The sequence below is a fragment of the Streptomyces hokutonensis genome (genome assembly GCF_000376565.1).
Taxonomy (GTDB): Bacteria; Actinomycetota; Actinomycetes; order Streptomycetales; family Streptomycetaceae; genus Streptomyces; species Streptomyces hokutonensis.
In genome coordinates, this window is sequence record NZ_BARG01000033.1 from 118,643 (window position 1) to 138,899 (window position 20,257).

Sequence of the window (20,257 nt, forward strand, 5' to 3'; positions counted from 1 at the left end):
GTATGTCCACCGAGTTCCACCCTCCGGCCCCGGTGCCGGTAACTGCCATCGCGACGGACGCCGGTCATGCGCCGGCCGAGCCCGTCTCCCGTGGCTGGATCACCCTGTTCGGCCTGGTCTGGTTCGGGTACTGGATGGCGAGTCTCGTGCCCCTCCAACTGCTGCTGCCCCAGCAACTGGAGGTCATCGACCCCGCGTCCAAGGTCCACAGCTTCGCCGTCGTCAACGCCCTCGCCGGAGTGGTCTCCCTGCTCGCCCTCCCGGTCTGCGGGGCGCTGTGCGACCGTTCCCGAAGCCGCTTCGGACGCAGGAGACTCTGGCTCGCGGGCGGCGCCCTGTTCTTCGCGGCCGGGCTGACCGTCACCGGGGAGCAGACGACGGTGGCGGGCGTGACCCTCGCCTGGTCGGCGAGCATGCTCGGCCTCAGCGCCGCCACCGCCGGGCTCACCGCGATGATCGCCGACCGCGTCCCCGTCGACCAGCGCGGTGTGGTGTCCAGCGCGATCTACGGCCCCCAGGCCCTCGGCGTGGTGGTCGGCATCGCCCTCGTCTCCGCGTTCGCGCTGTCCCCGGCGAGCGGCTACCTCGTCGTCGCGGCCCTGCTGGTCGTCTGTACCGTGCCGTTCCTCGCCCGTTTCCGCGACACCTCGTACGACTCCGAGCCCGCGCTGCGGCTGCGCACCCTGCTCGCCTCCATGGGTCGCTCGCTGAGGAACCGCGACTTCGCGTGGGCGTTCGGCGGACGGCTCCTGGTCAACCTGGCCAACTCCCTCGGCGTCTGCTACACCCTCTACTTCCTGACCGACGACCTGAAGGTCTCCGATCCGGCCGGCAGCCTGCTCGCCTGTACGGCCCTCTACCTCGTGGCCGGTGTCCTGGCCAGCTCCGTCGCCGGAGTGCTGTCCGACCGTCTCGGCCGACGGCGGATCTTCGTCGCGCTGGCGGCGCTGCTCCAGGCGGCGGCCGGGTTCCTGCTGGCGAGCTTTCCCGACCTCGGCGTCACGCTGGTGGCGTCGGCCGTCATGGGTGCCGGGTTCGGCGCGTACATGGCCGTGGACCAGGCGCTGATCACCCAGGTCCTGCCCGACGCCGAGAGCCGGGCCCAGGACCTCGGGATCATGAACATCGGCACGGTCGTCCCGCCCGCGCTGGCCCCGCTGATCGCCAGCTTCGTCATCACCTCCGACCGCGGCTATCCGCTGCTGTTCTCCTGCGTCGGCGTCGCCGCGACCGTGGGGGTCGTGCTCGTGTACCGCGTTCGGTCCGTCAGATAGCTCCCGCGCCCCGAAAAGAACCGCGAGCAGAACCCCGAGAAGAACCCCGCGAAGAAAGGAAAGCCGTGGACACGCTCCCCTCCAACGCGCCCCGGCCCAGAGCCGATCCGAGCCCGAAGCCGGACAGCTGGCGGAACTGGGCCGGGAACGTCACCGCCCGCCCGGCCCGAGTCGTCACCCCCGCCTCGGTGGAGGAACTGCGAACCGTCGTCCGCCGGGCGGCCGAGGACGGCCTGACCGTGAAGGCGGTGGGCAGCGGCCACTCCTTCTCCGCCGCCGCCGCGACCGACGGCGTACTGATCCGTCCCGACCGGCTCAGTGGCATCCGCGCGATCGACCCCGAGGCCGGCACCGTCACCGTCGAGGCGGGGACGCGGCTGAGGACGATGAACATGGCTCTGGCCCAACACGGCCTGTCGCTCAGGAACATGGGCGACATCATGGAGCAGACCGTGGCCGGCGCCATCAGCACCGGCACCCATGGCACAGGGCGCGACTCGGGCGCGATCGCGGCGCAGCTCCGTGGCCTGGAGCTGGTGACGGCGGACGGATCACTGCTGACGTGCTCCGCGACCCGGAACCCGGAGGTGTTCGCCGCGGCGCGTGTCGGACTCGGCGCCCTGGGCGTCGTCAGCGCGCTCACCTTCGCCGTCGAGCCGCTCTTCCTGCTCGCCGCGCACGAGGAACCGATGACGTTCGACGCGGTCACCGCGCGCTTCGACGAACTCCACGCGCACAACGACCACTTCGAGTTCTACTGGTTCCCGCACACGGACAACTGCACCACCCTGCGCAACAACCGGACCGTCGGCCCGCACGCTCCGCTGGGCCGGCTCAGTGCCTGGTTCGAGGACGAGTTCCTCGCCAACAACGTCTTCCAGGCGCTCAGTTCGCTGGGCCGGACCATTCCCTCCGCCGTGCCCGCGATCGCGCGGATCACCAGCCGGGGACTCTCGGCCAGGACCTACACGGACATCCCGTACAAGGTCTTCACCAGCCCGCGCCGGGTCCGGATGGTCGAGATGGAGTACGCCGTTCCGCGCGAGGCCGTCCTCGACGTCCTCCACGAACTGAAGGCCATGATCGAGCGTTCCGAGCTGCGCATCGGCTTCCCGGTGGAGGTCCGCACCACGCCCGGCGACGACATCGCCCTCTCCACGGCGTCCGGACGCGACAGCGCCTATGTCGCCGTCCACGTCTACCGGGGGACGCCCCATCAGCAGTACTTCGCGGAGGCGGAGCGCATCTTCGTCGCCCACGAGGGGCGCCCGCACTGGGGCAAGCTCCACACCCGGGACGCCGCCCACCTCGCGAACGCCTACCCCCGCTTCGAGGAGTTCACGGCACTGCGCCACCGGCTCGACCCCGACCGGCGCTTCACCAACGCCTATCTGCGCAGGGTGCTCGGCGACTGACCCGCGCCCGTCGTCCTCGGCAGTCACCCGAAAGTCCATACCAGAGGCGTCAAGTCCTGGAGGAACAAGGCGGGTTGGGATGAGCAATGTCTTCAGTTGTTGACGGCGGCCGGTGACGCGGCTACAACCCGGGGAGAGCGCTCCCAACCTTGAGGAGACCCCCCATGCAGACCACCGCCGGCACATCCGGCAGACCTTCGCCCGCCGCCGTACGCTCCCGTACGGCCCTCGGTCTGGTCGTCGTCCTGATCGTCGCCTGCTTCGCCGCCCTGACCCCCTCGCCCGCCCGCGCCGCCGACCAACTCCTGTCCCAGGGACGGCCCGCCACTGCGTCCTCGACCGAGAGCGCGTCCTTCCCCGCGAGCGCGGCCGTCGACGGGGACACCGGGACCCGCTGGTCCTCCGCCTTCGCCGATCCGCAGTGGATACAGGTGGACCTCGGCTCCGTCCAGCAGCTCACCCGCGTCTCGCTGAACTGGGAGACCGCCTACGCCACCGGCTACCAGATCCAGACCTCGACCGACGCCGCCACCTGGACCACCGTCTACTCCACCACCACCTCCACGGGCGGCACCCAGAACATCACCGTCACCGGCAGCGGGCGCTACGTCCGCGTGTACGGCACCGCCCGGGCCACCCAATGGGGCTACTCCCTCTGGGAGTTCCAGGTCTACGGCCCCGGAAGCACCACCCCGCCCGACGACTTCTGGGGCAGCACCAGCGACATACCGGCCGCCAACAACGCCGTGGAGGTGAAGATCCTCAACCGCACCAACGGCAAGTACCCCGACAGCCAGGTGTACTGGAGCTTCAACGGGCAGACGCACTCCATCGCCGAGCAGCCGTACCTCGACATGCCCGCCAACTCCGCCGGCCGCATGTACTTCTACCTCGGCTCGCCCACCAGCTCGTACTACGACTTCATCGAGTTCACGGTCGGCAACAACGTCTTCAACGGCAACACCACCCGCGTCGACGCCTTCGGCCTCAAGCTCGCCATGCGCCTGCACAGCAAGGACGGTTACGACACCGAGGTCGGCGAGAACCGGGCGACCTTCGCCGAGGACCGCGCGACCACCTTCCAGCGGTTCACCGACGCGGTGCCGTCCCAGTTCAAGGTGCTGGCCCAGACCCAGGCGCCGTACCGGATCATCGCCCCCGGCAGCGACCCGAGCTTCCGCGCGGGCGGTGCCAACGCCAACTACTTCACGTCCTACGCCCAGTCGGTCGGCGTGAACGCGGCGACCTCCGACATCTTCGGGTGCGCGGCCTCGCTGGCGGCCGACCCCAATATGTGTGCCGCCCTCAACCGCCATGTGGCGACGCTGCCGGCGTCGCAGCAGTCCGACCCGGCGCAGTTCTACAAGGCGGCTCCGGCGAACTACTACGCCAAGTTCTGGCACGACAACGCCATCAACCAGCTTGCCTACGGCTTCCCCTACGACGACGTGGCGGGCCAGTCCTCCTTCATCTCGCACGCCAGTCCGCAGTGGCTGCTGGTCGCCGTCGGCTGGTAGGGACGTCGACAGCGTGAAGCGGGGCCGCCCTTGTCAGGAAGGGCGGCCCCGCGTCATGGGGTGGTGGCCGGAACTACTGGACGTTGATCGTGAAGGTGGACGTGGTGTTGCGGATGTCCTGCGCGTTGCCGCTCATCCGCAGGTTGACGAAGGTGGCCGAACCGACGGCCGGTCCCTGACCGGGTTCGGGGAGCTCGTTGGCCCAGATGCCCCACCCGGACTTGGCGTCGAACGCGTCTCCGCTCTTCTTGGAGTTGGTGATGGAGATGTCGGTGAAGATCGTGTCCTTCACCGGGAACTGCGGTTGTCCGCCTACGTAGTTGGTCTGGAACATCACTCCTCCGTAGGTGGAGTTGTCGATGTCGACGTCGTTGACCCTGATGCCCTGGAAGACCTTCGAGGCCGAGAACGCCCAGATGGCGGGGAAGACCTGGGAGCCCCAGAAGTGGCCGCCCGTTCTGTCCAGGGAGACGTTCTCGATCGTCGTCGGATCGGTCCCGAAGCCGTTCATCGGGTAGCCGAAGTCCAGCGAGGAGATCGTGATGCCGGAGTAGACCAGGGTGTCGGCGACCCGGATGTTGCGGAAGGTGTTGTTGTAGCCGCCGTAGACGGCGATACCGGCCGCACGCCAGGTGAGCGTCGACGTCAGGTTCTCGTAGAGGTTGTTCTTCTCGTCGGCACCGCCCGCGTCGATCGCGGAGAAGAGGGCGAAGCTGTCGTCGCCCGTGGCGCGGGCGTCGTTGTTGACGACGTGGTTGTCCGTGGAGCCGTTCGTCATGTTGATGCCGTCGGCGAACGTGTCACGGATGCGGGAGTTCGAGATGGTCATGTTGTCGGTGTTGGCGCCCCAGTAGAGGCACACCATGTGCTCGGCCCAGATGTTGTCGATGGTGATGTTGGAGACGTTGGAGAAGTCGAAGACCTTGCCGGGGCCGTCGATTCGGGACGTGTAGTTGCCGAAGTAGGCGAAGCCGGAGAACGTCGAGCCGTTGGCCGTGGACTCGGCGCGGAAGCCGATGTCGGTGTTCTCCTGCGAGGAGGGGGCGCGGAAGCGGGTGAACCACGGTCCCGCCCCGACGACCTTGACCGCCTTGCCGTAGACCTGGAACTTGCTGGAGGTCTCGTAGTCACCGGCCGGCAGATAGACGCCCACGAGCTTGCCCGTGGTGTCCATGCGGACCTTGTCGAGCGCGTTCTGCACGTCCTGCTGCGAGAAGCCGGCCGGGACCGTGTAGGCGGCCGGGTCGGGGTTCGGGATCGCCGTCGCCTGTTCGAGGTTGATGAAGTCGATCGCGTAGGTGGAGGAGTTGGCCGCGTCCTTCTGCAGGCGGATCTTCGAGCCTGCCGGAACTGTCCTGCCCAGCAGCAGATTTGCCTCGTCGTAGATGTGGCGCTGGGTTCCGGCGCTCGGCGAGTTGCCGGGCGCGGTCTCGCTGCCGTACAGCCAGGCGTACTTGGAGGTGAGGTCGATCGCCTTGAGGAACTGGCCGTCCACATAGACGTCGAGCGTCGAGTCGGTGCCGTCCGGGATCGAGAAGCGGGTGACCAGGGTGTTGGTCGCCGCGCGGGTGGTCCACTCGACGTACTGGCCGGTCGAGTTGAGGGTCACCGCCTTGCGGCCGCTCGCCTCGCCCGCGACGTCGCCGATGGTCCGGTTGGGGCCGACGACCGTGGCGCCACCGCCGACCGTGCCGTCCTCGGCCTCGTACATGTCGTACGGCATGTCGGCGCCGCGGCCGACGAACAGGGGTTGTGTCGTGGTGTTGTTGGTGCGCTTGACCGGCACCTCGTTGGCGTCGTCGGCGATGACCGTCTTGACGGTGTACTTGCCGTTGACGGCCGTCCAGGAGCCGAGGCTGATCGGTGCGGTGGTCTGGCCGGAGGCGATGGTGCCGTTGTAGGAGCCGGTGAGTGTCTTGACGGTGGCGCCGTTCGCGTCCTGGACCGTCAGTGTGACGGCGTGGGAGCCGGAGGCCGAGTCCGTCGTGCCCTGGTTCTTGATCGCCACGCTGAACGCGACGTTGTCGCCCGCGGAGGGGCTGGACGGGGTCCAGGCCACCGGTGCGGCGACCAGGTCGGAGCTGGAGACCGGCTTGACGACGAGGGCGTCGGAGCGGGTGAAGGTGTTGTTGCCCTCGTTCTGCTCGATGACCTTGTTCGACGGGTCCACCTCGGCGCCGACAGGGTAACTGCCCGCGTCCCGGGCGCCGATGCTCGCGGTGACCGTCGTCGACGCGCCGGCCGCGAGAACCGGGACGTCGGCCGTGGCGACCTTCGTGCCGCCCAGCGTGAAGTTCAGGTCGGTCGCCTTCGACGCCTTGCTGCCGCTGTTGGTGACGGTCGCGGAGAGAGTGATCGCGTCCGACTCGACAGGCGCCGCAGGCGAGTTGGTGATGCCGGTGACCTTCAGGTCCGGGTTCGCGGCCGGGGTGCCGATCACCTGGAACTCGGCGACCTGCCCGCCCGGGGCGCCCGTGTTGGAGGCGAACTTCAGCTGGATGTCGGCCGCCGCGCCGGAGACCGGGATGGTCACCGTGTTGCCGGTGGCCGGGTTGAACGTGTAGTCCTTCGCCGCGACGAGACTCGTGAACGCGGTCGCGTCCTGGTCACGGCCGAGCACCTGGATGTTCTGCGTACGCGTGGACCAGGCGGCGTCCGGGTTGAGCTTGACAACGACCTGGCTGAGGTCGGCGTTGGCACCCAGCTTGGTGGTGAGGGTGGCCGGGTAGGCGCCGCCCCCGCTCTCCCAATAGGTCGCGATCTGGCCGTCGTTGGCGTTCGCGGCGACATAGGTGAACGTGTACGAGGAGGCCTCGATGGGCTTGCCCTGCGCGAGGTCGGAGCCGGCGCCGTTGCCCGCCCGGGTGACGCTGTTGCTCGCCACCGACACGTTCCCGGCCGCGTCCTTCGCCTTCACGTAGTAAGTGACCGTGGCCGTCGCCGACGGGGTGTCGGTGTACGAAGTCACGTCACCGGCAAGGGACTTGATCACCTGGTCGTTGGCGTACACGTCGTAGCCGGTCACCTGGACGTTGTCGCTCGACGCCTGCCAGGTGAGCTTCACGTCGCTGCCCGACTGCGTGTAGGCGAGGTTGCCCGGCGCGGTCGGGGCCTGGGTGTCGCCGCCCGTCCCCTTGCGGGTCACGCTGTTGCTGTTCGCGGAGACGTTGCCCGCCGCGTCCTTGGCCCGCACGAAGTACGTGACGTCGGTGGCGGCGGACTGCGTGTCGGTGTAGGTCAGCACGTTCCCGGCGACGCTCGCCCTCAACTGACCGTTGGCGTAGATGTCGTAGCCCGTCACGGCCGTGTCGTCGGTCGCCGCGCTCCAGGTCAACTTGATCTGCCCGGTGGCGGGTTCGGTGTAGGCCAGGTTCGTCGGGGCGGTGGGCGCCTGGGTGTCGCCGGTGACCGGCCCGTAGACCTCCAGCTCGGACGCCTGCCCGGCGGGCCAGCCCGTGTTGGCGGTGAACAGCGCGCGCACGTACCGGGTGGTGGTCGTGTCGAAACTGATCGTCGTCGACTGGTCGTCGGAACTGTCGAAGGTGTACGCCTTCGATGCCGTCAGGTCGGTGAAGTTCGCGTTGTCGGTCGAGCCCTGGATCTTGAAGGTCTGGCTCCGGCTCGGCCAGCCGCTGGGCAGCCGCAGCGTCACCTGGTTGATCTTCACCGACGAGCCCAGGTCGACCTGGAGCCACTGCGGGAAGGCGTTGTTGGTGCTCTCCCAGTAGGTGTCGCGGTTGCCGTCACCGGCGTTGGCCGCGCCGTAGACGTCCGCGTGGCCGCTCTCGCTGAAGGGCTTGCCCTGGGCGAGGTTGGGGGTCGAGGCGGCGGTCGTGAGGACCTGCATCTCGCCCAACTGGGCGGTGCCGGCGACCGAGTTGGCGCTGAAGTCGGCGCGTACGTACCGGGCGAGGGTCGCGGGGATGGAGACCTTCACCGTGTTGTCGTTGGCGGGGCCGAAGACGTACTGCGCCGACGACTTGAGGGTGGCGAAGCTCTTGCCGTCGTCGCTGCCCTGGAGCGCGAACGTCTGCTTGCGGGACTGCCAGCCCTCGGGCAGCCGCAGCACGACCTGACGGACGCGCTTGCTCTTCCCGAGGTCGGTCTGCACCCACTGGGCCGACTTCTTCCCGGCCTGCCAGTAGGTGTCGAGGTCGCCGTCGGTGATGTTCGCGGCGGTGTGCTTTCCACGGGTGCTGCCCGCCGAAGTCCTGGCATCGGCCGCGGCGTTGGGGCCGCCGGCCGCGTGCGCGGCGACGGCGGGCAGGCCCAGGACCATGACGGTGGCGGCGAGCGCGGCGGTCGCTGCGCGCCGCCCGGGGGATCTCTGCTTGTGTCGAGTCATGCGGGGGTCGCTTCCTGCGGAGGCTCGCGCGCCGGTGGGGGCGGCGAGGGCGGCTCGTTCCTGGCGGAGTGGTGCAGAAAGGTGCAGGACGAACTGGGGGTGCGGAGTGCCATGTCCTCTGGTTTTTGCGCTGTTTCATCGAAATATTGCAGAGTGACATGGACAGGTCTACAGCCTGAGCAGCACAATTTTCACCAGAAGCACCCATGACTTGGGAGTGGTGGCGGCGCGTGCGTCACTGTCGAGTCGGGTGGGCGGTCGGTCCACGACTCGATGCCGGTTGTGGCCTTGCGCTTCGAGAGCGCAAGTGGACGCAAGAAGAGTAAATTCTTGCGTGAATCTCGCCGGCGCTGTCGACGGCGAGGTGCGGACCCGGCCCGCTACCCGGTGACCCCGGCACGGGCCAGGCAGCGGGCCAGGTCCGAGCGGGAACGGACGCCCAACTTGCGGTAGACGCGGGTGAGATGGGCCTCGATCGTCTTGCGGGAGAGGAAGAGCGACGCGGCGGCCTCCACGTTGCTGAGGCCTTCACCGATGGCGCGCGCCACTTGGAGCTCCTGCGGTGTGAGCAGAGCGACCGCGGGCGGTTCGTTCCCGTGGACGGCGGAGCGGTGCCCGGCCGCCGCGACCTCCGCCTCCGCCCGGACGGCCCACGGCACGGCGCCCAGCGCGGTGAACGTCCGCTGCGCGAGCAGCAACGGCTCCCGCGCCGCCGACGGCCGCCGGAACCGGCGCAGCGCCTCTCCCGCGACGAGCCGGGTCCGAGCCGACTCGAAGGCCATCTCCTTGCCGGCCTGGACGCGTTCGGCGACGGCCAGCCAGTCGGCGGCCTCCTCCGCGGACCGCGCGAGCATCACCCGGCACCGGGCGTGCGCGGCCGCCGGCCACGCCAGACCGGTCGCCGACTCCCGCTCCCGCAGCCAGTCCGCGACGGCGACGGCTCCCTCCCGTGCCCCCGTCCGCAGACAGACCTCGGCGAGGTCGGCCACCCACGGCATGAGGCAGGGATTGACCAGCCCCATCTCGTCCGCCAGGGCGAACGCCGCCTCCAGATGCGTACGGGCCGCCTCCGGATCACCGGCGGCGAGCGCGGACGTACCGAGCGCACCGCGGGCGAACAGAGCCAGACCGCGCAGCCGGCCGCCGCACCAGCGCTCGTACTGCGCCACCCGCTCCTGGCACTGCGCGAAGTCGCCCCGCAGCGCGTCCAGTCGCGCCAGCTGGACCAGGGCGTACCCCGTCATCGCCAGATGCCCGAACTCCTCCGCCCAGCGCAGGGCTTCGGTGGCGTCCGCGCGAGCCATCGGCCAGCGCGACCACATCTCCACCTGGCCCCGCGCGAGCAGCGCGTACGGCAGGAGGGCGGGGGAGTGGTCGCGGCGCATCCCCTCGATCACCGTGTCCAGTACCCGGCGGGCGAGGTCCCCGTCGCCGGTCCAGGACAGGCCCTGCGCGATCTCCATCGTCACCTGGCGTTCCTCGGGACCCGTTCGGCCGCGTGTCTCCTCCAGCAGAGCGAGCAGGGTCGTACGGCCCTCGCGCACATCGCCGCCCAGCACCTGCGCCCGGGCGCGCATGACGGCGGCCTGCCTGCGCCCGATGCCGTGGGTGCCGTCCGCGAGTTTCTCGCAGCGCGCGGCGATGTCGCACGCGTCGCGGATCCGCCCGTCCATCGTCGCGGGCACCACCGCGGCCCCGTACAACTGGGAGGCACGTGAGCGGTCCACCGGCTCCACCGTCCGGGCGGCGCCGACCAGCAACTGGTGCGCGCGGCCCGGATCTCCGAGCCAGGTACAGGCCTGGCCGCGCAGGAACTCGATGTCCGCGGTGAGCAACGGGTCCCGGCTGTGGGACAGCGCCTGCTCGCACCACTGGGCGGCGTCGCGCGCCGTACCGCCGTAGAAGGCGTCGTGCGCGGCCTCGAACAGTCGGCGGGCCGCGTCCGCGGGGTCCGGCGACAGCTCGGCGGCACGGCGCCAGGCGGGTGCGGCGGCCGCCAACGCCCCGCGCTGCCGCGCCTGTCCGGCGTCGGACACCAGGCGCGCGGCGACCGACTCGTCAGGACCGGGAGCGGCGGCGGCCAGGTACCAGGTCTGCAGTTCGCCCGAACTCAGCGTGGCCAGCCGCCGGTAGACCTCCAGCCGCCGGACCGTGGCGCACTGCCCCAGCACCACCGGCCGCAGCACGGGATGCCGCAGCTCGCAGGCGCCGTCCCGCATCCGTACCAGCCCGGCCGCCTCGGCCGCGTCCAGATCGGCGGTCGTGAGTCCGTCGGACGCCAACGCCCTCTGCAGCAGCGGCCATTGGGGGGTGCGGCTGGCGGCGACGTACACCAGCGCCTCCCGGCTGCGGGGCGGCAGCATGCGCAGCATTCCGCGCCACGCCCGCTCCACCAGCGGCCCGGGTGCCTCCCACGAGTCGTCCCACGGCTCGGCTCCGCAGGCACGGGTCCGGGCGAGCGCCGCCGCGTACTCCACCAGGACCAGGGGGTTGCCGTGCGCCAGCCGGACGATCCGGCCCGCCGCCCGGTCCGCCCGGTCGAGTGCCTGCCGCCGCAACAGCGTCCAGCACTCGTCGTCGGTCAGCGGCCTCAGCGTGGTGTGCGGCACGCTCTCCTGGATCCTGTCCTCCTCCTGCCCCCGGCGCGCCGCCATGACCAGGGCCACCCGCTCCGTGGCCAGCCGCCGGGCCACGAACTGCAGGACCTGACGCGAGGAGGGATCGGCCCAGTGCACGTCGTCGACGAGAATCAGCAGCGGCCACTCCTCTCCGGCCGCGGCCAGCACGCCGAGCGCGCCCGCGCACACCGCGTACGGGTTCGACTCGGCCACGTCCGTGAGCGCGAGACAGCCCTCGACGGCCTTCCGCTGGGCCGGCGGCAGGTCGCCGAAGTGGTGGCGCAGCGGCAGCAGCACATCGGCGACCACCGCGTACGGCAGCACGGCCTCCGACTCGACCCCGCAGGCCCACAGCACCCGGGCGTCCTGGCCGCGGGCGGCCGCGTGCCGCAGCACCATCGTCTTGCCGATCCCCGGTTCACCGCTCAGCAGCAGCGCGCCGCCCCGCTGCGGCAGGTCGTCCACCAGGCCGTTCACCAGATCCTGTTCGGCGCGCCGGCCGACCAGGGCACCGGGCCGCGGGACGGACGTCACCTCGTCCGGCACGTCGGAAGTCAGGACGCAGTACGGCTCGTGCGCCACGGCCGACGTCGGCCCGCGCACCCCCGAGCCGCCCGTCGGCACGCCCGTCATCGTTGGTTCTTCCATGACGCCCCCGTACCTCCGCCGCTCCCCAGCGGCGGTCCGTCATGGCTCCAGGGTGCCCCCGGAAGGGCGATCGGCGTGAGGGGTCGGGACGGTCCTACGACGGCCTCCGTACGGTGTCGTCCGCGCGGTGGGCGCACGGGGCGTAGGACCTGCCGGGTGCATCCGGCGCCGGCGGTGCGGCAGGTGGCGTAGGAGTTCCGGCGGGCGGGCCGCTCAGCACGGCGGGGGCGCATCTCCCGGGCGGAGGGAGGGAGTTCCCCGAAGCCGTGCCGCGGGCGTTCGGGAAGGCTCGCGTGCTCCTAGACCTGGAAGGGGCAGGGATGGCCGAGCAGGGACAGTTCCGGCGGGTGATCACGAACCTCACGCACGGCGGACACGCGATCCTCGACAGTGCGGACGAGGCGGAGAAGACCGCCCAGACCCAGGAGAGCCTCAGCACGCGCAGCACGGTGGTCCAGGAGTCCACCGACGACGCGGCGCACGTGGGCACCACTTCCTTCGACTACTTGTTTCCCGACCTCGCGAAGAAGTTCCCGGACAACCACCTGCCGACGGACGACGTCCCCAAGGTCGTCCAAGCCCTGCTCGCACTGGGCTCGGCGATCGTGGAGACCCCCGAGGAGGTGCGCGACCCCGAGCTCAACTCGCCGATTCCGCCGGTCTACACGTACTGGGGCCAGTTCGTCGACCACGATCTGACGGCCGCGACCGACCGCGACCTGGTCATCAACATCACCGACGAGAACCTGCCACCGGTGCCGCCGGACGAGGTGGTCGAGAAGCTGCAGAACCTGCGGATCCCGACGCTGAACCTCGACTCGGTCTACGGCGACGGACCGTTCGCGCCACCGGTGGCGGGCACGGACGCCGTGCCCTACGACGGGATCAAGCTCCGGCTGGGCCTGCTCTCGCCGGTTCCCGCCACCGTGGGCGCGCTCATCCCCCCGGTCGACGACACACAGCGGGACCTGCCGCGCAAGGCCGACCGCACCCCGCTCGTCGGCGACACACGCAACGACGAGAACCTCGTGGTGGCCCAACTGCACGTCGCCTTCCTGCGGTTCCACAACGCGGCCGTCGACTGGGTGCGTGCGAACGAGCCCGAGTTCGAGTCGGACGCCGAGGTCTTCCGCCGGGCCAGGGACCTCACCCGGTGGACCTACCAGTGGTTGAGCGTGCACGACTATCTGCGCACCGTGGCCCGCCCCGACGTCGTCGACCTCGTCGACACCGCGGAGGGGAACCTGCTCGACCTGGACCGGCGCGGCACCTACATGCCGATCGAGTTCTCGGTGGCGGCCTTCCGCTTCGGCCACAGCATGGTGCGCGGCGCCTACGACTGGAACCGCAACTTCGGCCGCCCCGGCGACAGGGCCCCCGTGTCCACCCTCGACCAGCTCTTCCAGTTCACCGGCAGGGGCGGCTTCGTCGGCCCGCTGACGACGCTCCCGTCGAACTGGCCGGCCGAATGGGACCGGATGGTCGACAAGAACAGCCAGTTCGGCAACCGCTTCGCGCGGCTCATCGACACCAGGCTCGCGCCCCCGCTCGCCCAACTGCGCAACGAGGGCAACGACCCGAGCCTGCCCGAGCGGATCAAGGAACTGCTCAAGCACCTGGCCCAACGCAACCTCCTGCGCGGCTACCGGCTCGCCGCCCCCACCGGACAGGCGGTCGCCGAAGCGCTCGGCGTCGCGCCCCTCACCCGCGCGGAACTGGAGCAGGACAGCAGCGGCCCGGTCAAGGACGCCCTGGAGGCGGGCGGCCTGTTCGACAGGACCCCGCTGTGGTTCTACATCCTCAAGGAGGCCGAGGTGAGGGAGCTGGGCCGACGCCTCGGCGAGGTCGGCAGCCGCATCGTCGCCGAGACCCTCATCGGCCAGCTCCGCAAGGACCCCGGTTCGTACGTCAACCGGACGAGCTGGAGCCCCGCCCAAGGAGTCCTGCTCCCGAACGGTCGGCCGGTGCGCACGATCGCGGACTTCCTCCGGTTCGCCCGCGTCCTCTGACCCGACGTCACGCCCCCGCCGAGCCGCTTCGGCGGGGGCGCGGCGCACCGTAGGGAATTCCCCGAAGCGTCGTTTGTCCCGCTCCTCGGAGCATGCGCCCATGGACCTACGACAACAGCAGCAGAACATGACGGAGCGCTACCGGGACACGGTGGCCCAACGCGCGGACATCCGGCGGCGGCAGGCGGAGACCGGCACGCCCTTCGCCGCCGACAGCGAGGAGCAGCTGCGCGCCCGCGCGGAGCGGCTGTTGCGGAAGGGGGAGGTCGATCCGGGTGCCCTGCCGTCCGACGGGGAACCGGTGCGTCCCGCCGTCGTCTTCGAACGGATCCTCGGCGCCGCGAGCGAGCTGCAGAGCGTCAACTTCCTTGACCGCGGGGCGCGTGCGGCCCGCGCGGTCGCGCGCGTCTCGATCATCGAGGGCGGCCGGCGGGCCGGGTTCGCCACCGGATTTCTCGTGGGGGAGCGCCTGCTGCTCACCAACAACCACGTGCTGCCCGACGCGGCGACGGCGACCGGGTCCTTCGCGGAGTTCGACCTCGAATCCGACGTCGACGGCACGGCCAAACCGGTCGACTCCTACGATCTCGCCCCGGACGAACTGTTCGTCACGGACCCCGCGCTCGACTACACACTCGTCGCGGTCTCGGCGGGCGCCGCCGGGACGCGGCCCGGCACGACCCACGGCTGGCTGAAGCTGATCGCGCAGCAGGGGAAGATCGTGATCGGCGAGCCGGTGAACATCGTCGGCCACCCGGACGCACGGCCCAAGGAGATCGCGGTCCGCGCCAACGAACTCCTCAACCAGTTGCCCGAGTTCCTGCACTACCGCACGGACACCGAGCCCGGAAACTCCGGCTCGCCCGTGTTCAACGACCAGTGGGAGGTCGTCGCGCTGCACCACGCCGGAGTGCCCGATCCCGACGGCGCGGGCTGGATCGCCAACGAAGGAGCCCGGGTCAGCGCCGTCCTGCGGCACCTCGCCGCGGCGGAGCCGCCACCCGAACAGCGGGCGCTGCTCGCCGAGTTGGGCCCCCAGGCGGTGCCGAGGGAAGCGGCGCCGGCGGTGTCGCCGGACGCTCGTCCCGTCCCGCCGGCCGGAGGCGGGGGAGTTCAGGAGCGGCTCGGCGTCACCGGGCGGACCGGCCACGGCCGACCCGTGGTGTTCCTGCACGGCCGCGGGCAGCAGGGACACAACCCCGCCGAGCTGCGCACCGGCTGGTGCGGCGGCCTGGCCACCGGCCTCGCGGCGGCGGGCCTCGCGCCGCTGGACCCCGCCGATGTCTGGTTCCCCTTCTACGGCGACGCGCTGGCCGCCGCCTCGGTCACCCGCGAGAGTGTCGCCCCCGGTACGGCGACGACCACGGCCGAGGCGTACGTGCCCGTCGACTCGGCCGCCCGCGCGGTGTACACGGCGCTGCTGACGGAAGCCGCCGAGGCCGCCGGGATGCCCGCGCCGGAGCGGGCGTCCGATGCCGCGCACGAGTCGGGGCTGCTCGGCGGGGCGGTCGCCGCGCTGCAGCGGCCGTTGTCCTGGATCGCGGCCCGCAGCGGCCTCGACGACGTCGTGATCGCGACGGTGTTCCGCGATGTAGCGGCCTACCTCGGCAACAAGTCGGTACGCGACGCCGTGCTGGAGGCGGTGCTGGCCGGGTTGCCCGAAGGCGGCGAGTTCGTGCTGGTCAGCCACAGCCTGGGCACCGTCGTCGCGCTCGACCTGTTCACCAGGCTGCCGGACCGGACCTCGGTCCCCCTGCTGGTGACCGCGGGCAGCCCGCTCGGACTCGACGCCGTGTACAAGCGGTTGCTCGTCGGCGGACCGGTCCACCCCGGTCAGGTCGACGTGTGGACCAACGCGTGGGCGGCCGCGGACGCCGTCGCCATCGGCTGTCCGCTCCACGACGACTGGCCACAGGTCCGCGACGTGCTGTGCCCCAACCGCAAGGACCGGGCGCACGACATCACGCAGTACCTGTCCCACGCCTCCGTCGCGGCCGAGATCGGCCGCGCGGCCCGCCCCTAGGGCCTGTCCGGTGACGAAGGTCGGCGGCGCGCGGCGGGGGATCCGGCCGGGTTCTCTGGAAAGATCTCCGGCATGAGCGAAAACTCCCTGCGCCTCGTCACCGTCGACCGCACCGGCCCCGGCCGGTTCACCGCCACCAACGCCCGTGGCGGCACCGTCGAGTTCGGCACCGCGAACGGCGGCGGCACCGAGTTCACCCCCGTCGAGCTGCTGCTCGCAGCGATCGGGGGCTGCACCGCGGCCGACGTCGACGTGGCCACCACCCGGCACGCCGAGCCGGACGGGTTCACCGTCACGGTGACCGGCAACAAGGTCAGCGACGACCTCGGCAACCGGATGACCGACCTCGCGGTCACCTTCGCCGTGACCTTCCCGGCGGGCGAGGCCGGGGACCGGGCCCGCGCCATCCTGCCCCGGGCGGTCACCGTCTCCCACGACCGGCTGTGCACGGTCAGCCGCACGGTGGAGACCGGCACACCCGTCACCGCGACGATCAAGGACGTCTGACGGGCACGGAAGGCTCCCTGTTCTCTGCGGGCCGGTGACAAGGGGTTCGCGAGGCGCTGCGTTCTTGTGAGCACTGCCTGATCCCCGGGGCGCGAGCGCCCTACGGTCCGGCCATGAAGACGAGTCGCAGCACAGAACGGACAAGGGCGAGGACGTGGCGCGGTGCCGCGCTTGCGGCACTGTTGACCGCGGGCACGCTCACCGCCGCCGCCCCGCAGGCACAGGGCGAGAGCGCGCGCACCGAGACCCCGGTCGCGTCGACGCACCCCGCCGACGGTGTGGTCGAGTCGGTGGTGCGGGTGAAAGTGCCGTTGCCGCAGTCGTTCGGCGCCCGCCCGGCGGCGTGCGACTGGCTGTCGTATCTGCGCTACCGCTCCGCCGACGGCCCGCGCGCGTCGGCCGACGCCGACCGGATCCTCGTGGCCCAGCCCGGCATCCTGGAAGGGGCCGGAGCCTTCGACAGCGTCGCCCGCGACACGGTCGCCCAAGCCGCCGCGCAGGGACGGCACTTCGAGCTCTGGGCCCTGGACTGGCGCTCCAACTGCCTTGAGGACCCCACCGGTATCGCCTCCGGCGACCAGCACACGGCCGTCGACTACTACTACCGCGGCAAGGCCGTCGACGGCCGGACCTTCGCCGGGTTCGTCGGCAACGACCAGCTCGGCTGGATGGCGAAGCTCGGCATCGAGCAGACCGTGCGGGACGAATACGACCTGCTCGTCGCCGAGTTGCCCGACCAGGGCACGCGCAAGAGCAAGGTGCTGTGCGGCGGACACTCGCTCGGCGGGGTGATCACCGGGTACTTCGCGGCGGCCGACTTCGACGGGAACCCCGCCACCCTGGCCGACGCCGGACAGAACCAGTGCGCCGGCTACTTCGCCCTCGACACCACGATCTCCACCTCGCTCGCCGACCTGAGCGGCAGCATCCCCGACGACACCAACCTGCCCGACATCGGGCTCGGTTACGCCGTCGTACAGGCGGGGCTCGACAGCGGGGTGCTGTCCCGCTCCCTGTCCGCGCCGGTGCTGCTCAACCCAGAGACCATGACCCTGCTCGCCATCGCGGGACTCGGCGCCGTACGCGACCCGGACGGCGAGTCGGACCTGCCCGCCAACCTCCCCTCCAACGTCAACATCGAGGCCACGAACCGGTTCCTGTTCTCCAAGGACACCGCCACCTTCCTCACCGGCTCACCCGCCGTGAAGGACTTCCGGCTCACCAACGACGCCGTGCTCGGCGCGCTCATGGACGACAACTCCGAACCGCTGGCGTTCCTGCAGAGCAGCGTGGGCCTCTTCGACGGCGGGCCGCTCACCGACAAGAACTTCCCGGCCGCCAACGGGAGTTCGGGGCAGTCGCAGCTGTTCGGCGTCGAGTACAAGGCGATCCCGGCGCAGCCGCACGGCCCGCTCTACACCTGGCGGAACTACGACCGCGTCGGCGCCGCCGACGACCCCGGGTACCGGTCCGCCGACGGCACCCCCTTCACCAACGCCTCCAAGGAGGTCACCGACATCCACGAGCTGGCCCGCAGCATGGGCGAGCAGCCGCTGGACTTCACCGAGCAGTACTTCCCGACCAAGCTGGTCACCGACATCGAGCTGGCCACCTCACCGCAGGTCAAGCAACTCGTCGTCCACCCGGGCGGGTTGACCGCCGACCCGACGCTCACCGTGCTCGCGGGCGACGGACTCCTCGCGGGCCGCATCCCGACCGACCTGCACCCGGTGATCGCCCCCGGATACCAGCACTTGGACGTCCTGACGGCGGCGCCCGTCCAGAACAACGGCCGGCCCGAGATCGTCTCCAGCAGCCTCGCGGGATTCGCCGCAGCGCCCAAGTAGCACACCGACAGGGGCCCGGGAGGATCAACTCCCGGGCCCCACGGCGCTGTTGTGGCTCAGACCTTGCCCGCCGCGAACGTCGCCGCCGCACCGGCGTCGGAGGTGTAACCGAGGTGGGCCAGCACGTCCGTCCCGCCGTTCTGGCAGATCGGGTCACCGGTGGCGCAGAAGTCGATGGTGCGGCTCTGATAGGTGCCGGTGACGCTCCTGCCGAGAGCGCGGATCGGGTTGCCAAAGAGCAGCACCGCGGCGACCTTCGGCTCGACCGCCGCCGGGATCGTCGCCACGATCGGGCTGCCGACCACCGCGCCGTCACTGCTGATCCCCATGGAGTTGTCGACGACATTCGCGCCCTGCGAATAGCCGACGAGAATGAAACGCTGATTCGGACAGGCCGCCGCCTGCGCGTTGAGGTGATTCACCACGTCGAGATTCCCCGTCGCTGCGGACGTCAGGGAAAGGTCGGCGGGATAGTTCACCGCATAGCTGGAGAGGGTCTTTCCGGTGATTTTCTGCTGGAGCGCGGAGAACACCGGGTCGCCCACGATCAGACCGAGAGTACCCGGCTCGAAGGTGCCGCGAGCGGCCACGACGTCGAGGTCCGCGCAGGTGGCGGCGGACGCCGAAGGCGCGGTGAGAGTGGCGAGACCGGCTCCGCCGAGCAGCGAGAGCGCGGCCAGGCACAAGCGAATACGCATGAGAATCCTTTGAGGGTGGGGCGCGTGTCACGCGCCTGTGGAAAGGACACCTCGAAGGTATTCGCGTTGTTTCACCGGGTGTTATGGACGGGAATTCAGAAACCGTCCCTGTTTTTGTCGGCGCGTGAGTCGCGCTCGCTCTCCCGCGACGCCGCCGAACGCAGCGCGAGAATCAGGTCCAGGCGGGTGCCGGGGTCGTGCAGGGACTCGCCGAAGAGCTTCTCCAGCTGGCGCAGGCGGTAGCGGACCGTCTGCGGGTGGATGTGCAGCCGGGCGGCGACATCGGGGACGTTGCTGCCGCTGAGCAGCCAGGCGAGCAAGGTCTCGGCCAGCCGGGCGCGTTGGCCCTCGGACGCCGCGTCGAGCGGTGCCAGGACCCGGGCCTCCAACTGCGCGAGCAGCGGCTCGTCGCCGTGCAGCAGCAGCGTCGAGAGATGGTCGGCGCACAGCACCACGCCCTGCCGGGGCAGCACCCCGCGCCCCATCAGCCCCAGCGCCCGCGTGGCCCAGCGCAACGACCGCGCCGCCTCCGCCACCGGGACCGTGGGACCGACCGCCGCCGGACGGCCGCCCAGGCCCAGCACGAACGACCGCCCGCCGAACCGGCCGTAGCCCTCCGGGTCCGGCACCAGCACACGCGGTGGCCGTGAGTCCATGTCGGCCAGCGCGCCGGGCATCGCCGGCGGCCGGTCCTCCGTGCGCGGGTCCGCCGGTGCCGCCAGCGCGATGACGGCGACCCGCGAAGGCACCCGCCACCGCGCGCCGTGCGCCAGGTCCTGCACCTCCTCCGGGGACACCGGCCCATCGCCAAGGAGCAGATCGAGCAGCCGTCCGCGCCGCCGCTCCAGCTCGTCCGCGCTGCCGGACCGCGCGTCCGCGTAACCGGCGGCCGCCGCCTCGGCGACCTCGTGCACGGTCCGGAAGGCCAACTCGCCCAGCGCGGCGACGACTTGCGAGTCCAGGCCGAGTTCCTCCGCCGTCCGCCCCATCAACCGCCAGGCGTGCAGCCCGCCGACCCGTAACGCGGACTGCACCGCGTCCAGACTGCGGCCCTCCAGCGCCACACCGCGCCCGATCTCGTAGTACGTCGTGGCCATCGCGGCCCGCTGGTCGCGCGGGTCGGCGATGTGGTCGATGAACAGGGTGAGCGCCTGCACCACACCGGCCCGCAGATTCTCGCGGTAGACGGCACCGGACGGCAGCCCGTACTCGGGCACCTGTCTGCGGACCTCCTCCTCCACCTCGTCGGCCACACGCGGCAGTTGGGCGCGCAGCAGCTCGGCCAGCTCGGGCGGGACCGGGGTGGCGGCGGGATCGGCGGGAACTCCGCGCGGGGTGGGGACGGCCACGACGGAC

Annotated in this window: 11 protein-coding genes; 7 read left to right on the top strand and 4 right to left on the bottom strand. The window is 70.9% G+C overall.

Features of this window, described 5'->3' with window-relative positions; genetic code table 11:
* Window positions 1-2 precede the first annotated feature (2 nt).
* From SSP08S_RS19870 to SSP08S_RS19880, 3 genes are all read left to right on the top strand, one after another.
* Window positions 3-1,274, top strand: coding sequence for an MFS transporter (locus SSP08S_RS19870; protein ID WP_019069374.1), 1,272 nt, complete (start codon window positions 3-5; stop codon window positions 1,272-1,274).
* A gap of 65 nt (window positions 1,275-1,339) precedes the next feature.
* Entirely contained in the window at window positions 1,340-2,689 is a 1,350-nt protein-coding gene (locus SSP08S_RS19875; protein WP_019069375.1) for a D-arabinono-1,4-lactone oxidase, read from the top strand.
* A 164-nt stretch (window positions 2,690-2,853) separates the two neighbouring features.
* Complete coding sequence (locus SSP08S_RS19880) at window positions 2,854-4,206, top strand: beta-1,3-glucanase family protein (RefSeq protein ID WP_019069376.1); 1,353 nt, start codon at window positions 2,854-2,856, stop codon at window positions 4,204-4,206.
* A 73-nt stretch (window positions 4,207-4,279) separates the two neighbouring features.
* Here the strand turns inward: SSP08S_RS19880 and SSP08S_RS19885 are convergent, their stop codons facing one another.
* Entirely contained in the window at window positions 4,280-8,551 is a 4,272-nt protein-coding gene (locus SSP08S_RS19885) for a discoidin domain-containing protein (RefSeq protein WP_019069377.1), read from the bottom strand.
* A 380-nt stretch (window positions 8,552-8,931) separates the two neighbouring features.
* Window positions 8,932-11,817, bottom strand: a complete 2,886-nt coding sequence (locus SSP08S_RS64210; RefSeq protein WP_026178650.1) for an AAA family ATPase — start codon at window positions 11,815-11,817, stop codon at window positions 8,932-8,934.
* A gap of 320 nt (window positions 11,818-12,137) precedes the next feature.
* Here SSP08S_RS64210 and SSP08S_RS19895 point away from each other — a divergent pair, with 320 nt between their 5' ends.
* From SSP08S_RS19895 to SSP08S_RS19910, 4 genes are all read left to right on the top strand, one after another.
* Entirely contained in the window at window positions 12,138-13,826 is a 1,689-nt protein-coding gene (locus SSP08S_RS19895; protein WP_019069379.1) for a peroxidase family protein, read from the top strand.
* A 100-nt stretch (window positions 13,827-13,926) separates the two neighbouring features.
* The gene (locus tag SSP08S_RS19900) at window positions 13,927-15,849 is read left to right on the top strand and encodes a S1 family peptidase (protein ID WP_019069380.1); all 1,923 of its coding nucleotides are present in this window, start codon (window positions 13,927-13,929) and stop codon (window positions 15,847-15,849) included.
* A gap of 72 nt (window positions 15,850-15,921) precedes the next feature.
* Complete coding sequence (locus tag SSP08S_RS19905; protein WP_019069381.1) at window positions 15,922-16,356, top strand: OsmC family protein; 435 nt, start codon at window positions 15,922-15,924, stop codon at window positions 16,354-16,356.
* A gap of 113 nt (window positions 16,357-16,469) precedes the next feature.
* Entirely contained in the window at window positions 16,470-18,203 is a 1,734-nt protein-coding gene (locus SSP08S_RS19910) for a hypothetical protein (protein WP_043259552.1), read from the top strand.
* 56 nt (window positions 18,204-18,259) lie between these two features.
* Here SSP08S_RS19910 and SSP08S_RS19915 read toward each other — a convergent pair whose 3' ends face one another.
* Entirely contained in the window at window positions 18,260-18,901 is a 642-nt protein-coding gene (locus SSP08S_RS19915; protein WP_026178652.1) for a cutinase family protein, read from the bottom strand.
* A gap of 95 nt (window positions 18,902-18,996) precedes the next feature.
* On the bottom strand, window positions 18,997-20,250 hold the full coding sequence (locus SSP08S_RS19920) for a PucR family transcriptional regulator (RefSeq protein ID WP_019069384.1): 1,254 nt from the start codon (window positions 20,248-20,250) through the stop codon (window positions 18,997-18,999).
* Window positions 20,251-20,257: the final 7 nt, after the last annotated feature.

What these genes read in the sequence shown, in the direction of transcription:
- SSP08S_RS19910 (WP_043259552.1), top strand. Translation starts at nt 16,470, where the DNA reads ATGAAGACGAGTCGCAGCACAGAACGGACAAGGGCGAGGACGTGGCGC.
- SSP08S_RS19915 (WP_026178652.1), bottom strand. Translation starts at nt 18,901, where the DNA reads ATGCGTATTCGCTTGTGCCTGGCCGCGCTCTCGCTGCTCGGCGGAGCC.
- SSP08S_RS19900 (WP_019069380.1), top strand. Translation starts at nt 13,927, where the DNA reads ATGGACCTACGACAACAGCAGCAGAACATGACGGAGCGCTACCGGGAC.
- SSP08S_RS19895 (WP_019069379.1), top strand. Translation starts at nt 12,138, where the DNA reads ATGGCCGAGCAGGGACAGTTCCGGCGGGTGATCACGAACCTCACGCAC.
- SSP08S_RS19905 (WP_019069381.1), top strand. Translation starts at nt 15,922, where the DNA reads ATGAGCGAAAACTCCCTGCGCCTCGTCACCGTCGACCGCACCGGCCCC.
- SSP08S_RS64210 (WP_026178650.1), bottom strand. Translation starts at nt 11,817, where the DNA reads ATGGAAGAACCAACGATGACGGGCGTGCCGACGGGCGGCTCGGGGGTG.
- SSP08S_RS19885 (WP_019069377.1), bottom strand. Translation starts at nt 8,551, where the DNA reads ATGACTCGACACAAGCAGAGATCCCCCGGGCGGCGCGCAGCGACCGCC.
- SSP08S_RS19880 (WP_019069376.1), top strand. Translation starts at nt 2,854, where the DNA reads ATGCAGACCACCGCCGGCACATCCGGCAGACCTTCGCCCGCCGCCGTA.
- SSP08S_RS19870 (WP_019069374.1), top strand. Translation starts at nt 3, where the DNA reads ATGTCCACCGAGTTCCACCCTCCGGCCCCGGTGCCGGTAACTGCCATC.